Raw genomic sequence first — 12,777 nt, 5'->3', positions numbered from 1 at the left:
CGCAGGCGGCTGACCGGCCGGCGGCTGACCCGCAGGCGGCTGACCGGCCGGCGGCTGACCCGCAGGCGGCTGACCGGCCGGCGGCTGACCCGCAGGGGCCGTGTTGCCGGTCCCCGCGACGACGGAGCCACCGACGGTGGAACCAATGATTTGGTTCAGGTTGTTGTTGTTGATTGTCTGAACTTGGTTTATCACCGTCTGCGACAGACCGAGGCTTCTCCCCGCGGCTTGCACCGCCGCCGCGCTCTGCGCCGCCGCCTGTTGCGGGGAGGCACCACTGCTTATCGCCGATCGTGCCGCGTTCGCTCCGGCAGCCGCAGCAGCGGCTGCGCCTCCGGCCGATGTCGCTGATTCCCCTCCGGCGCAGGCCGTAGAGCCTACGGCGAAGTTGCCTGTGCCCGTTACAGTGAACGGTCCTATACGACCGTCAGCACCAGGGCGCAGCGTCATCCCCCCGGGGGAGACGGTGAAGGTCGCGTTGGGGTCGAAGTTCTCCCCCGACAAGGTGTTTGCCACTACCCGACACGCCTGCGCCGGGGCAGCGGAAGCAGGCGCGACAGCGGTCACAGCCAGACCCCCGACGAGCGCCACCGTCGCGGCAGAACTCAGGAAGACTTTTCCTCTCACGGCTTTCCCCTTTCGGCACTGCGCTTTCTTGCTGTCCAGCTCACGTGTGATCGTGAGCAGCGGGCCAGGGCCACGGCGTGAATCCGGCGTGACGCTGACGTGACGCCGACGCAATGACCGGACCGACAGCAGAAACTCCAGGCGGAATCCTGGAATCCCTCCTCTCCAAGCTTGCGCGCTCTCCTTGAAGATGTCGCACCGAAAGATTTCCCGGATTCAACCAGTCCTGATTGGGGAGTTGAGAGCTGGTGTCGCACGAAATGGACCAGCAAGAGACCGGGCCGAACGATACGATGGTTGTCAACGCCCAGTTCTGGTTCCACGAGCAGTTCTGGTCGTACGAGAATCCGTCCCCGTCGAGCCATGATGCCGAGGCCGCTGAATCCTCAGCACGCTGACGGGGAACCCCATTTCACCCCCGAGCCTTTGAGCTGATGGACATGAAGAAGACAACTTTGCGGAACATCAGCGTCGCAGCGGCGGCTTCCTTCCTGGCGGCCGGGATCTTGGGCACATCAGCGAGCAGTTCCGTTGCCTCGCAGCAGAATTCCCGGGTCGCGCCTTCGGTGCTCCAGTGCTACAGACTCATCGACAATCCGGACGAGGTCGTTTGCTACCGGGTTTCGCAGCGAATTCTGAATACGGGAAGCGATCTCGTTTTCTTCCCGTTCCTCATCCAGGTGCCCACACCTTCGGATGCCCCGGCTCCGGTGATCGTGAATGTTCTGCCACCGGATCTGACGCCAGGGGATTCCTTCAACGGCTCGTGACAGTCGCGCGCTGTCGCGGTGCGGTCAGTGCCGCAGCGCCTGTCCCACCTCGGCCTCGACCTCTCCTGACAGCTTGCGGTTGCTGCGGGCCGTGGCGTCCTTGGACGCCTTGGCGCCGACGTCGTCGACCGTCACCACCACCGTGTCGAGCAGGTTGCCGCTCCTGTCACGGAAGTTGACCTGCACCGCGTACGACTTCTTCGAGTCGGCGCTGTTCTTCACGGTGACCTTCACGGTGGCGCGGCCGTCGCCGTCAGTGCTCGGCTTGCCCAGCTCGACGTCGCTCTTGGCGTTCACGCCGTTCTTGAAGTTGTTCAGCTTCTCGCCGGCGGCGGCCGTCGCCGAGGCCACCACCTCGGCGCCCCGGGATGCCGCCGACGCCGCGGCGGACGCGGCCTTGGAGGCCGTACTGGACGCGCTGCCGCCGTCGTCGGAGCAGGCTGCGGCGGTCGACATCACGGCTGTCGTCAGCAGTGCGGCCCACAGACCTCGCGCGGCTTTCCTCGTCATCGTTCCTCCCAGCACTCGCCACTCCCCCCTTCGCCCATCGCCTCAGTCAAAGGGGCGGCGGCGCGGGCCGCATGCGGTGTACGCCGGACGGGTGAGCGCAGGGGCGGTGTCGGCTCGCGGTGCGGTACGGGGCGGACGAGGCTGGGGGCATGAGCGACCAGGGGCCGGGCGGCATCCCGGAGGGGATGCCGCGACGGCGGCGGTGGCCCTGGGTGCTGTTCGTGAGCGTGCTCGCACTGGCCGGCGCCGGTGCCGTGGCCGTCGAGGTGGCCGCCGGTGAGTTGTCCAGGGAGGGGACGAGGCCGCTCCGGATCACGTACGAGGTCACCGGCACCGCCAAGGACGTCACCGTCACCTATCCCACCTGGCGCGACGGCGACCTCTCGACCGCGCGACTGACCCTGCGGACGCTGCCGTGGGCCGGGGAGACGCGGACCAGGGGCTTCATGAGCGGCGGCTCGTTCGCCGTCACCCTCGGGGCAACGGGCGGGGAGGTCGCCTGCGCGGTGACGGTGGACAACGGGACCGTCCGGACGGCCACCGCCTCCGGGGCCTTCGCCACGGCTACCTGCGGCGGGTTCTGAGCCCCGCCCATTGCTGCCCCTGTACATAACCGTGTCCCCGGGCCGCGGAGGGCTCGGGGACACGGTCATCGGGTGCGCCGGACGTCAGCGGCCGTAGCGGATCAGGGCGCGGACCATGCGGCAGGTGGTGTCGGACGGCGGGTGGATGCCGATGCGCTCGGCAGTCGTACGTATCTTGGCGTTGGTCGCGGTCGACGGGTAGTAGACGCCCGTGTCGAGCAGGGCGATCGCCAGGCGCATGGCCTTCAGGCGGCGGTTGTGGGTGACGTACCACTCGCGGGGCCGGCCCGCGGGAAGCGGCTTCTTCATCAGGGGCTTGTCGAGCGGCTTGGTCGTGACTGCGGCAACGGCCATGGGCAACCTCCTGGCACGGTCGTGGAACCCTCACCAACTGCCTTTATTTTACTGCCCGGCACTGACAATCGGCGCTGGCCAGAAGGGCTTTCGGGCCGTCCCTCGCGTACCTTTGGCCCCATGGAGATCTGGATCAATCCCGCCTGTTCGAAGTGCCGCACCGCGGTACAGCTGCTCGACGCGGAGGGTGCCGAGTACACCGTCCGCCGCTACCTGGAGGATGTGCCCTCGCCGGACGAGATCCGGGCCGTGCTCGACCGGCTCGGGCTGGAGCCGTGGGACATCACACGGACGCAGGAGGCCGACGCGAAGGAGCTGGGGCTCAAGGAGTGGCCGCGCGAGGCCGGTTCACGTGAGCGGTGGATCTCGGCCCTCGCCGAGCACCCGAAGCTCATCCAGCGGCCGATCATCACCGCGGACGACGGGACCGCCGTCGTGGGGCGCACGGACGAGGCGGTACGCGACGCGCTCGGACGCTGAGCGTCCGTCGCGAGGTCCGCGCGACGGCCCGTCACGACGGCCTGTCACGACGCCCGTCACCCGATGAAGTCCGCGATCCTGCGGTTCAGTTCGGCGGCCGTCGGGCCGTGCAGCGGCAGTGTGTGGTGCGTCGCTCCGGGGATCGTCGCCGTCGTCACCCCCGGGAGCAGCCGGGCCGCCTCGGCGGCGACGCGGTCCGGGTCATGGGCCCGGCCGCGCCCGGCGAGCAGGACCAGGGTCGGTACGTCCAGCCCGCGCAGCGCCCCGGGCGCGGGGCGGGGACCGGTGACCGGGCGGGCGGACGGGAAGCCGGCCGCCGCGTCGCGCAGCCGCAGCCAGGTCGGGTCGAGCGCGGCGCCGCCCGTCTCCCACTCCAGGAAGACTCTCGTCCGCTTCGCGCTCGGCCGGATCAGCATCGGCAGGGCGTGCAGGAGGTAGCCGGGCCGGAAGCCGGCGAAGCACTGTGTCGGGTCCACCAGGACCAGCTTCCGGACGCGGTGGGGTGCGTGCAGGGCGTGGTGGAGAGCGATCCAGGCCCCGTAGGAATGCCCGCCCAGCGCGGTGCGGTCGGCGCCCAGTCCGTCCAGTACACCGTCCAGCCACGCCGTCAGGTCCGCCACCGTACGGATCGGGCGCTCCCCCGCGACGCTGCGGCCCGGCTCACCGATCAGGTCGACGGCGTGGACTCGGTGTGCCCGGCCCAGGTGGGCCGCCTGGGCGTACCAGACGGTGGAGGTGGAGCCGCCGCCGGCCAGCAGCACGAGGGGCGGGGCGTCCCCGGGGCCGCAGCTGTTGACGTGGGTGGTGCCGTACGGGGTGGTGACCTGGGAGTACGTCGTTCCGGCGGGCCAGTTGGCCGCCAGGACCTCGTCGTACGCCTCGTGGAACGACGTGGGTGCCGACGTGGATGTCATGGGTGCCTCCCCGGTCGTGGCTGCTCCTGCCAGCTCCCGGATATTATCTCGCTCAGCGAGATAATGGGCTCGGTGGGACGGAAGGAGCTTCGATGGGCGAGCGGGGTCCGGAACCTGGACCGGAGCTGGAGATCGTGCACCTGCTGCGCAAGGTGACCGTCGAATTCGGGCTGCGCCAGGCCGAGTTCGCGGCTCTTCACCACATGCACAGCACCGATGTCCGCGCCCTGATCTGTCTGCTGGACGCGGAGCGGGCGGGTACGGACGCCACCGCCGGGTGGCTCGGCACGCAGCTCGGGCTCAACTCCGCGGGCACCACCGCCGTCATCGACCGGCTGGAACGGCTCGGCCACCTCACCCGCACCCGCGACCCGCGCGACCGGCGACGCGTGCTGCTGGCGGTCGACGAGCGGGCGGTGGAGCTGGGGTGGGCGTTCTTCGGGCCCCTGATCGAGACCACGGTGACGGTGCTGCGCGACTTCGACGAGACGGAGACGGCCGCCGTCCGGCGATTCCTGTACGCCGCGCACGAGGCGGTCACTTCGGTACCTTGACCATCGGAGCGCCTCGCGCACCGCTCCGGCTCGAACCCGGACCGCCCGACGACCCCGGTGAGCGGGAGCAGTGGGCCGTTCGCCGGCAGCCCGGATCCGGGGCGGAACGGGCCCGCTGGTGGTGGTTCCTGCTGGTCGGCCGGTCCCGGCAGGCCAAGGCGCTCGCGCTCGCCGCGGGTGCTCAACCTCGCAGAGGCGTGCGGGATCCGGGCCTGCGGGCCGAGACCGGGGCCTGGCCGGAGCTCCGCCGGACGCTGATGTGACCGGCGCGGCGGCGGAGCCGTCGCCGTACTACGCCAGTTGCTTCTCCGCCTCCGCCAGCAGCTCCGTCAGGCGCAGCCCGAACCGTACGTCGCACGGGTGCGGGTCCCCCGTACGCACCGACTGGATCAGCGCGTCGACCGCCGACCGGAACGAGCCGATCGCGTCGCCCCCGTGCGGCATGCCGGCCGTCCCCTGTTCGCCCCTGAGCTCGATCTCCGTGGCGACCGCGCCCAGGGGTGCTCCCAGTGCGAGCGTCACCGTGCTGGAGGCGCCGGAGGTGTGGCGGAGGACGAGGTGGGTGGTGTCGGCCGGGCCGCGGGCCGCCGTCAACTCGGTCACATCGCCCAGCACCGGGATCAGGACCGACAGGGCGTGCGGGCCGACGTCCCACAGGCCGCCCTTGTCGCGGCGCCACTGCGAGGCGGCGTACTCGCTGGTCGAGCCGGGGGCGAACAGCGCGCCGATCCACTCGGCGCGGGCGGTGAACCAGCCGTCCAGGGCGGCCTGCTCGGCGATCCAGGCGGAGGTGTCGGCCGCGAACCGCAGCGTGCAGAAGACGACGGAGGCGACCCCGGTCTGCTCGGCCGCCCGGACGACCTCGCGGGCTCCCGCGACGGTGGTCGCGACCGGTTTGTCCAGCAGCAGATGACGGCCGGTGGCCGCGGCGCGGGCGGCGAGCGGGGCCTGGACGTCCGGCGGCAGGGCGAACGCGACGGCGTCGCTGGCCGCGAAGAGCTCGTCGATGCCCGTCTCACCGGTGTACGCCTCGGTGCCGTGCGCGGCGGCCAGCTCCTGCGCGGCCTCGGGGCGGCGGCCCCACACACCGCTCAGTACGACGCCGGGGTGGGCGGCGAGGGCGGGGGCCTGGGTGTTCCGGGCCCAGGGGCCGGTTCCGACGAGGCCGATGCGCAGAGGGGTCGCGGGAAGTGTCGTCATGGGGCCAGTCTGCCGGTTTCGCCGGAGCGATCCGGTATTGAGTTGGCGGAGGGTGAGCTTCATGGATACGTTTGCGGCGCCGGCCGCGGGACTCCGGCTGCGACTTCCGGGACTTGCCTATGAAGCAATAATTTCGCTGTTCGCGCCCCCATTCCCCGGCCGGCGCTCCGCCCCCGCGTGCGGCGGATCGTGACACCACGGGGGAAACCATGACCACCAGCACCGAGACCGACGCCGGCCTCGTCGCGGCCGAGGACGTACTCCTCTTCGTCAACGCGGCGATCACCGCGACCGGGCAGCGCGAGTTCCGCTCGACCGCGTACCAGCAGCAGCTCTCGCTGGACTTCCTCCATGAGTACGTACGGGTCAACTACCGCCGGGTTTACGCCGCCTCGCTCGCCCTCGACATCAACGACCACAACGCCGCGCGCATCGTCCGCGGCCTGCTGGAGCACGCGGCCGACGCGAGCGCCGAGGAGAAGCGCACCGAGGGCCGGCTGATCGCCGCCCGGCTGGCGAAGCTGCCGCCGCAGCGGGTGTACCGGCTGTTCCGGGAGCTGCGCGCGGCCAAGGTGAACAACCGGCGCACCCGCGCGATCATGCGGGACTGGCTGGCCGCCCGGCCCGACCCGGCGCACGACGCGGTGAAGTACCGCTCCGGGCTGAAGACCGCCGCCCGCCACGCCCACCTCGGGTTCGAGGGATCCGCCGGTCCGGACGGGTCCGGTGAGATCGGGTCCGGTGAGATCGGGGACTTCCTGTTCCGGCCCCGGCACCGGCCGGGCTACCGGCACCGGTTGCTCGACGCCTGGCGGCGCGCCCACTACGCGCAGGGGGCCGTCGAGGAGCTGCCGTTCACCGTCGCCGAGGGCCTCGCCGCCCGGCGCGGGGTGAAGCGCGAGGTGTTCCTGGAGCGGATGGTGCCGCGGATGACCCGGCTGGAGCGGCTGCGGACCCTGTCCCAGCGCACCGGCGGCGACGCCCCGCTGCCCGCGGACGTGGACCTGACCGTCATGCCGCTGACCCGGCTCGCCCTGTACGTCCTGTCGCTCGGCTTCGAGGCGCGCAGCGCGCACCGCGCGGAGCTGACCCGTGCGCTGCGCACGGCGGCCCGTCGCGCGGCGGGCCCGCACGCCGGGAGCTGGGGCCGCGTCGCCGCCGTACTGGACGACAGCTACTCGTCGTCCGGGTCGGGCGAGAAGCGGCGCCGCCCGCTCGCCGTGGCGCTGGCCTGCCACTTCCTGCTGGAGGCGCTGGCCGGGCCGGGCGCGTACACCCCGCTGTGGACCTCGGGCCGTACCGATCCGCTGCTGGTCAGGCCCTGGGGGCCGACCCCGCTCGGCTTCCGCGTGCTGGACGCGCTGGAGCTCGGCCCGGACCGGCTGGTGATCGTCTCGGACGGCTGGGACAACGCACCGCCCGGACTCGCGGGCGAGGTGCTCCGGGTCTGGCGGACCGGGCTCGATCCGGACCGGCGTACCGCGGTGGTCCATGTGAACCCCGTATACGACGCGGACGCCTTCGACGTGCGGCGCCTGTCGTCGAGCGTGCCCACCGCAGGGGTCCGGGACGCGGAGGACCTGCCGGCGCTGGTGGAGCTCGCGGGGTTCGCCGAGGGGCGTACGGGAGCGGCGGCGCTGTACGCCTACCTGGACCGGCGGGTGGCACGGTTCGTGGGCGACGACGGGGCGGGAGCGACATCGTGAACAGGCTGGAACTGACCGGGCTCACCACCCGCCCCGCCCAGGTGTGGGGCGGCATCCGGCTGGTGCCGCTGGTGCGCGAGCGGCCCGTCGAGGGGCTGCGGCTGCACGAGGAGCTCTACACGGACTACGGGAACGGCACCGTGGACATCGGTCCGCGCACGCACTACGCCTCGGTCATCCCGCACGGCTTCGTCGCCGACTGGTCCGGCGAGGGCGAGCAGTCCGCCGCGTACGGTACGCAGCTCGGCGCCGCGCCGGGCGCCGCGGGTTCTCCGGCCGGGGGCCGTCAGGCGCCCCGGACCGCGCGGCTGCAGCGCCACCGCCACCACCGGATGGCGAAGCGCCGGCCGGGCGACCGGCTGCGCTTCCTGCCGCTGCACCTCGCGCTGGAGGGCTATCTCTCGCTGCACTTCGGCGGCCCTGCCATCGCCTGGGAGGAGTGGTCGCGGCAGGCGCTGCGCGACGGGCTCTCGCCGCGCGCCGAGGACGCGTACATGGGGTGGTCGGTGCGCGGGCTCGGCGCGGCGCTGCGGGTCTTCGAGATCCATCCCGGCCAGTGCGGGGTGATGGTGTACGCGGCCGACGCGCTCGCCGCCGCGTTCGTCGTACCGCACCCGGACGACTACCGGCTGCTGCACCCGTCGCTGGTCGAGGACCTGTACGGCGAGCTGATCCACCAGTACGCGCTGTACGGCGCCCCCGTGCCGGAGTTCACGGCGCGGATACCCGACGGTCCGCAGCTGCGTACGCTCGCCGGTCTGCGGGCGGCGGCGCGGGCCCAGGAGCGCGAGTGGGCCGAGGCGCACGACACCCTGTTCGCGGGTGAGCTGCTGGACAGTTCGTATGCCTTCGACCGGGTGTACCGGATGGGTTCGTTCACGCTGTGGCGGTTCCTGCCGCCGTTCCGGCCCGGCGGGGCGGGGCAGCACATCGGTGAGACGATCACCGATCACAAGGGGCAGGTCGCGTACCTGAAGACGTTCCGGCTGTCCGAGGCCCAGATCAGGCGCGGTCATCTGCTGCACCGGCTCGCCGACGCGGACTGGCGGCTCGCGGGGGCGGCGAAGGCGCTGGGGACCACCGAGGAGGAAGTGGTGCGGCGGATCCGCGCGGCCGGCTTCGAGTCGCTGCTCAGGGCCCGCGCCTGAGACCGGCCGCACGCGCGAAACCTCGGTAACACGGGGTTCACATCCGGGCAACGGACGGGAAATCGCGTCTTGCGAAGCTGCGCTGCACAGACCGGACCGCAGCACCGCAGCACCCGCAAAGGATGGCTTCCGTGACCTTCAAGGCTGAGTACATCTGGATCGACGGCACCGAGCCGACCGCCAAGCTCCGCTCCAAGACGAAGATCATGGCCGGGGCCCCCTCGCAGGACGTGGCGGAGCTGCCGATCTGGGGCTTCGACGGTTCGAGCACCAGCCAGGCCGAGGGCCACGCCTCCGACCGGGTGCTGAAGCCGGTCTTCTCCTGCCCGGACCCGATCCGCGGCGGCGACGACATCCTGGTGCTGTGCGAGGTCTTCGACATCGACATGACGCCGCACGCGTCCAACACCCGTGCCGCGCTGCGCCCGGTGGCCGAGCGGTTCGAGGGCCAGCTGCCGATCTTCGGCATCGAGCAGGAGTACACCTTCTTCGACGGCCACCGGCCGCTGGGCTTCCCCGAGGGCGGCTTCCCGGCCGCGCAGGGCGGCTACTACTGCGGTGTCGGCGCCGACGAGATCTTCGGCCGCGAGATCGTCGAGAAGCACCTCGACAACTGCCTGAAGGCGGGGCTCGGCATCTCCGGCATCAACGCCGAGGTCATGCCCGGCCAGTGGGAGTTCCAGGTCGGCCCGCTGTCCCCGCTGGAGGTCTCCGACCAGCTGTGGGTCGCCCGCTGGCTGCTGTACCGCACCGCCGAGGACTTCAACGTCTCCGCGACCCTCGACCCGAAGCCGGTCAAGGGCGACTGGAACGGCGCGGGCGCGCACACCAACTTCTCCACCAAGGCGATGCGCGAGGGATCTGAGGGCTATGCCGCGATCATCACCGCGTGCGAGTCGCTGGGCGAGGGCTCCAAGCCGATGGACCACGTCAAGAACTACGGCGCGGGCATCGACGACCGGCTGACCGGTCTGCACGAGACCGCCCCGTGGAACGAGTACAGCTACGGCGTCTCCGACCGCGGTGCCTCGGTCCGCATCCCGTGGCAGGTCGAGCAGGACCGCAAGGGCTACATCGAGGACCGCCGCCCGAACGCCAACGTCGACCCGTACGTCGTCACGCGGCTGATCGTCGACACCTGCTGCACCGCGCTGGAGAAGGCCGACCAGGTCTGATCCGGATCCGCCGTCCGCGCGAAGGGGGCGCCCACCCGGCCGGGTGGGCGTCCCCTTCGCCGCTGCACACCGGACGACCGCCCTACGCGGCAGAAGCAGTGACCGCGCCCCGCTCCCCCGCGCCCGGTCCGTTGTCGGTGGCATGTGCCAGGGTTGGCGCATGCTCGACATCAAGGTGGAGACCGAGAACTCCGAGACGCACACCAGGATTTCGGACCGGGCGCTGAGCGACCTGGTGCACCGGATCGGCATGAAGGGCGACCGTTTCCTGGTCGTGCAGCGCGTGCCCGACCTCCCCGGGACCTTCGTGCAGGTCTGGTTCGACCACGGCGAGGGCTACCAGCTGGAGAGCCGCTCCGGTGGTGCCGCCACGCATTGCCGGACGATGGTCGACGCGCCGGAGCGGGTCGCCGAGCTGATGACCCGCTGGGCGCGCCAGGAGCCGGAGTGGGACGCGGGTGTGGAGTGGGAGCGCGCCGACGTGCCTCAGGACGAGCCGGTGCCGGAGCTTCCGGCGGAGATCCGGCAGCAGCTGGAGAAGCGGATACGGGAGCTGCTCCGCTGCGGGTACGGGACGGTCCAGGATCTCTCCCGTACGGCCGAGGACCACCTCGTGAAGGACGGTGTGCGTCCGGTGACCCACGCTCAGGCGCGGCAGCTGGTGGAGCGGCTGTGGCTGGAGCGGGTCGAGGAGCAGCGGCAGTGGCCGGACGTGACCGACGCGGACCGGCTGACGCAGGCGTTCGCCCGGCTGGATTGGGGCGGGATCACGGCGATGGAGCATTTCACCTGTTGCCGGTCGTGCGGTCTGGCCGAGATCCGGGGCGCGGGGCGTGAGGATGCGCGCGGCTTCGTCTTCTTCCACGCGCAGGGCACCGAGAGTGCGGCGTCCGGGCACGGTCTCGCGCTGTACTACGGCGGGTTCGGCCGGGCAGAGGACGCGACCGCCGCCGTGGGCCGGGAGGTCGTCCAGGCGCTCGGCGCAGCGGGGCTGACGGTGGAGTGGGACGGTTCGCCGGACAAGGCGATCGAGCTGACCGGCCTGGACTGGCGCAAGCGGCTGGTGGGTTGAGAGGGGTGCGGGGGGGCAGGGGCGATGCGGGTGGCGCCCGTTTCGTTGCGGCTGTTCGGGGTGAGGAACGTAACGCAAAGGGTCCGTATCGACGGGTGGGAGAGGTCTGCTGCGGCGTCCGGTTCTCTGGTTCAATGGGGGCATGGCCAGCTTCCAGCACACCTCGACAGGTCGCAGCGACCTCGAACCGTTCTGGCCTTCCCGTCAGCACCATGACTTCGACCGGGTGTGTTGTCGCGCGTTGAACGCGCAGGCCCTCTAAAGCCGCCCACCCCGGCCTTCGGCCCGCGCGCAAGCAAGTCCGTCCACCGACGACTCCTTCGCGCGAAAGAGCTGACCCTCATGGCGAACACCCGTACCTTCTCCGCCTCGGCCGCTGCCACCTCAGCGCCCTCGGCGACCGCTGCGGCCACCACCTCCGCCCGCCCCCTCTCCCCCAACCGCCACCGGCTGCGTGCCGTCGACCCCGACGAGGTCGTCCAGCTGGCCGATGTGGCCGAGTTCCTGCCGCCGGGTGCCACCTGGCTGCCCGCGCCCCAGCACACCGTTCCGGCGCTGCCGGGCCGGCCACCGATGGTCGGCTACCTGGTGCTCGTACCGGCCGACCAGCAGCCCGCCGTAGCCGCGGCCACCGCCGCGGCCGCCCAGTTGGTGGTGCCGTCACCGGTACCGGACGCGGCCGCGGGTCCGGTGCTCATCGACCCCGTACAGCGCACCGCCGCGGTGGACGGGATCACGCTCGACCTCACCTACCTGGAGTTCGAGCTGCTCGCCCACCTGGTCGCGCACCCGCACCGGGTGCACACCCGCGACCAGTTGGTGACCACGGTCTGGGGCTACGGGCACGTGGGCGACGGGCGCACCGTCGATGTCCACATCGCCCGGCTGCGCCGCAAGCTGGGCGCCGAGCACCGCCGTTCGATCCAGACGGTGCGGCGCGTCGGGTACAAGTACACGCCCTGACGCGTCGAAGGCATGAGGAACGGCCCCGGTCCGGTGTACGTACCGGACCAGGGCCGTTCAATGTGCCGGGCCTCCCGTTCCCCGCCGGGTCAGCTGCGCCGCCCGTTCCCCGCCGGCTCCCGCTCCCGCTCCGGCTCCTCGTGTTCCAGGCTCGGCAGGCGGGTCAGGGCGCGCGGGGTGCGCCAGTTCCGCTCGCCCAGCAGCGCCATCGCGGAGGGCAGCAGGACCATCCGTACGACCGTGGCGTCCAGCAGCACCGCGACGGCGAGGCCGACGCCCATCTGCTGCATGTCCTGCATGGACAGCGTCCCGAAGACCGCGAAGACCGCGACCATGATCGCGGCGGCACCGGTCACCGCGCCGGCCGTGCGGCGGACACCATGACCAGCTCGCCCGCGGGCTGCCCGAGACCGGCGTCGTCGAGGATCTGCTCGGCGCGTGCCGAATCACCCGCGCCATTCTCCGAGTCGGACATCTCCACCATCCCGGACGCCCCGCCGATGCCCGTGGCGAGCACGACGAAGAGCAGCCAGCCGAGAATGGCGGTCTTGCGGTGGTGCGCGCTCCACACACCGATGCGTGCCGCGAGGTTGCGCCTCATGGCGTGTTCGCCCCCAGAAGTCAGTTGTGGCCGGAGTGCGGCGGCGCCGGACGCGGAGCCGCCGTCGGATGCCGATGAATCTAGGAACGCGGAGCCGCCCGCCCCAGCCGCCGAAGCCC

General features: G+C 71.6%; 16 protein-coding genes and 1 pseudogene. 11 read left to right on the top strand and 6 right to left on the bottom strand.

Annotation, left to right across the window (positions count from 1 at the left end):
- The first annotated feature begins 875 nt into the window (after window positions 1–875).
- Together ACFYY7_RS03110 and ACFYY7_RS03105 are read left to right on the top strand one after the other, a co-directional pair.
- Window positions 876–1,025 (top strand): hypothetical protein, encoded by a 150-nt coding sequence (locus tag ACFYY7_RS03110; protein ID WP_388656295.1) that lies wholly within the window; start codon window positions 876–878, stop codon window positions 1,023–1,025.
- 36 nt (window positions 1,026–1,061) lie between these two features.
- The gene (locus ACFYY7_RS03105; RefSeq protein ID WP_388656292.1) at window positions 1,062–1,397 is read left to right on the top strand and encodes a hypothetical protein; all 336 of its coding nucleotides are present in this window, start codon (window positions 1,062–1,064) and stop codon (window positions 1,395–1,397) included.
- A gap of 24 nt (window positions 1,398–1,421) precedes the next feature.
- Here ACFYY7_RS03105 and ACFYY7_RS03100 read toward each other — a convergent pair whose 3' ends face one another.
- On the bottom strand, window positions 1,422–1,907 hold the full coding sequence (locus ACFYY7_RS03100; RefSeq protein WP_388656289.1) for a hypothetical protein: 486 nt from the start codon (window positions 1,905–1,907) through the stop codon (window positions 1,422–1,424).
- 149 nt (window positions 1,908–2,056) lie between these two features.
- On the opposite strand from ACFYY7_RS03100, the gene ACFYY7_RS03095 reads away from it, so the two are divergent.
- Window positions 2,057–2,491: a hypothetical protein gene (locus ACFYY7_RS03095; RefSeq protein ID WP_388656287.1), complete on the top strand. Its 435-nt coding sequence runs from the start codon at window positions 2,057–2,059 to the stop codon at window positions 2,489–2,491.
- An 84-nt stretch (window positions 2,492–2,575) separates the two neighbouring features.
- On the opposite strand, the gene ACFYY7_RS03090 is transcribed toward ACFYY7_RS03095, so the two are convergent.
- Complete coding sequence (locus ACFYY7_RS03090; protein WP_317868344.1) at window positions 2,576–2,845, bottom strand: hypothetical protein; 270 nt, start codon at window positions 2,843–2,845, stop codon at window positions 2,576–2,578.
- Between the two features lie 120 nt (window positions 2,846–2,965).
- On the opposite strand from ACFYY7_RS03090, the gene ACFYY7_RS03085 reads away from it, so the two are divergent.
- The gene (locus ACFYY7_RS03085) at window positions 2,966–3,325 is read left to right on the top strand and encodes an arsenate reductase family protein (protein ID WP_388656284.1); all 360 of its coding nucleotides are present in this window, start codon (window positions 2,966–2,968) and stop codon (window positions 3,323–3,325) included.
- 56 nt (window positions 3,326–3,381) lie between these two features.
- On the opposite strand, the gene ACFYY7_RS03080 is transcribed toward ACFYY7_RS03085, so the two are convergent.
- Window positions 3,382–4,239: an alpha/beta fold hydrolase gene (locus ACFYY7_RS03080; protein ID WP_388656281.1), complete on the bottom strand. Its 858-nt coding sequence runs from the start codon at window positions 4,237–4,239 to the stop codon at window positions 3,382–3,384.
- A gap of 92 nt (window positions 4,240–4,331) precedes the next feature.
- Here ACFYY7_RS03080 and ACFYY7_RS03075 point away from each other — a divergent pair, with 92 nt between their 5' ends.
- Both ACFYY7_RS03075 and ACFYY7_RS03070 read left to right on the top strand, forming a co-directional pair.
- On the top strand, window positions 4,332–4,793 hold the full coding sequence (locus ACFYY7_RS03075) for a MarR family transcriptional regulator (protein WP_388656278.1): 462 nt from the start codon (window positions 4,332–4,334) through the stop codon (window positions 4,791–4,793).
- A complete protein-coding gene (locus tag ACFYY7_RS03070; RefSeq protein WP_388656275.1) occupies window positions 4,790–5,056 on the top strand; it encodes a hypothetical protein in 267 nt (88 codons plus the stop codon). The genes ACFYY7_RS03075 and ACFYY7_RS03070 overlap by 4 nt, the downstream gene beginning before the upstream one ends.
- 28 nt (window positions 5,057–5,084) lie before the next feature.
- Here ACFYY7_RS03070 and ACFYY7_RS03065 read toward each other — a convergent pair whose 3' ends face one another.
- Complete coding sequence (locus ACFYY7_RS03065; protein ID WP_351264425.1) at window positions 5,085–5,993, bottom strand: Gfo/Idh/MocA family oxidoreductase; 909 nt, start codon at window positions 5,991–5,993, stop codon at window positions 5,085–5,087.
- A gap of 209 nt (window positions 5,994–6,202) precedes the next feature.
- On the opposite strand from ACFYY7_RS03065, the gene ACFYY7_RS03060 reads away from it, so the two are divergent.
- From ACFYY7_RS03060 to ACFYY7_RS03040, 5 genes are all read left to right on the top strand, one after another.
- The gene (locus ACFYY7_RS03060) at window positions 6,203–7,699 is read left to right on the top strand and encodes a hypothetical protein (RefSeq protein ID WP_388656272.1); all 1,497 of its coding nucleotides are present in this window, start codon (window positions 6,203–6,205) and stop codon (window positions 7,697–7,699) included.
- On the top strand, window positions 7,696–8,847 hold the full coding sequence (locus ACFYY7_RS03055; protein ID WP_388656269.1) for a hypothetical protein: 1,152 nt from the start codon (window positions 7,696–7,698) through the stop codon (window positions 8,845–8,847). Before ACFYY7_RS03060 ends, ACFYY7_RS03055 begins: the two co-directional genes overlap by 4 nt.
- Before the next feature lie 131 nt (window positions 8,848–8,978).
- Complete coding sequence (glnII, locus tag ACFYY7_RS03050; RefSeq protein ID WP_388656266.1) at window positions 8,979–10,022, top strand: glutamine synthetase; 1,044 nt, start codon at window positions 8,979–8,981, stop codon at window positions 10,020–10,022.
- A gap of 160 nt (window positions 10,023–10,182) precedes the next feature.
- The gene (locus tag ACFYY7_RS03045) at window positions 10,183–11,094 is read left to right on the top strand and encodes a DUF6891 domain-containing protein (RefSeq protein WP_388656263.1); all 912 of its coding nucleotides are present in this window, start codon (window positions 10,183–10,185) and stop codon (window positions 11,092–11,094) included.
- Between the two features lie 342 nt (window positions 11,095–11,436).
- Window positions 11,437–12,057 carry a winged helix-turn-helix domain-containing protein gene (locus ACFYY7_RS03040; RefSeq protein ID WP_388656260.1) on the top strand — a complete coding sequence of 207 codons (621 nt, stop codon included), beginning with the start codon at window positions 11,437–11,439 and terminating at the stop codon, window positions 12,055–12,057.
- 89 nt (window positions 12,058–12,146) lie between these two features.
- Here the strand turns inward: ACFYY7_RS03040 and ACFYY7_RS03035 are convergent.
- Window positions 12,147–12,437 (bottom strand): annotated as a pseudogene (locus tag ACFYY7_RS03035) (MMPL family transporter); the annotation flags it as partial.
- Complete coding sequence (locus ACFYY7_RS03030) at window positions 12,410–12,658, bottom strand: hypothetical protein (RefSeq protein ID WP_388656257.1); 249 nt, start codon at window positions 12,656–12,658, stop codon at window positions 12,410–12,412. The pseudogene ACFYY7_RS03035 and the gene ACFYY7_RS03030, both read right to left, overlap by 28 nt.
- Window positions 12,659–12,777: the final 119 nt, after the last annotated feature.

This window comes from Streptomyces sp. NPDC001933, from assembly GCF_042890955.1.
Taxonomy (GTDB): domain Bacteria; phylum Actinomycetota; class Actinomycetes; order Streptomycetales; family Streptomycetaceae; genus Streptomyces.
Note: the sequence above shows the minus strand (reverse complement) of the source record. Positions and strands in the feature narration are given on the sequence as shown.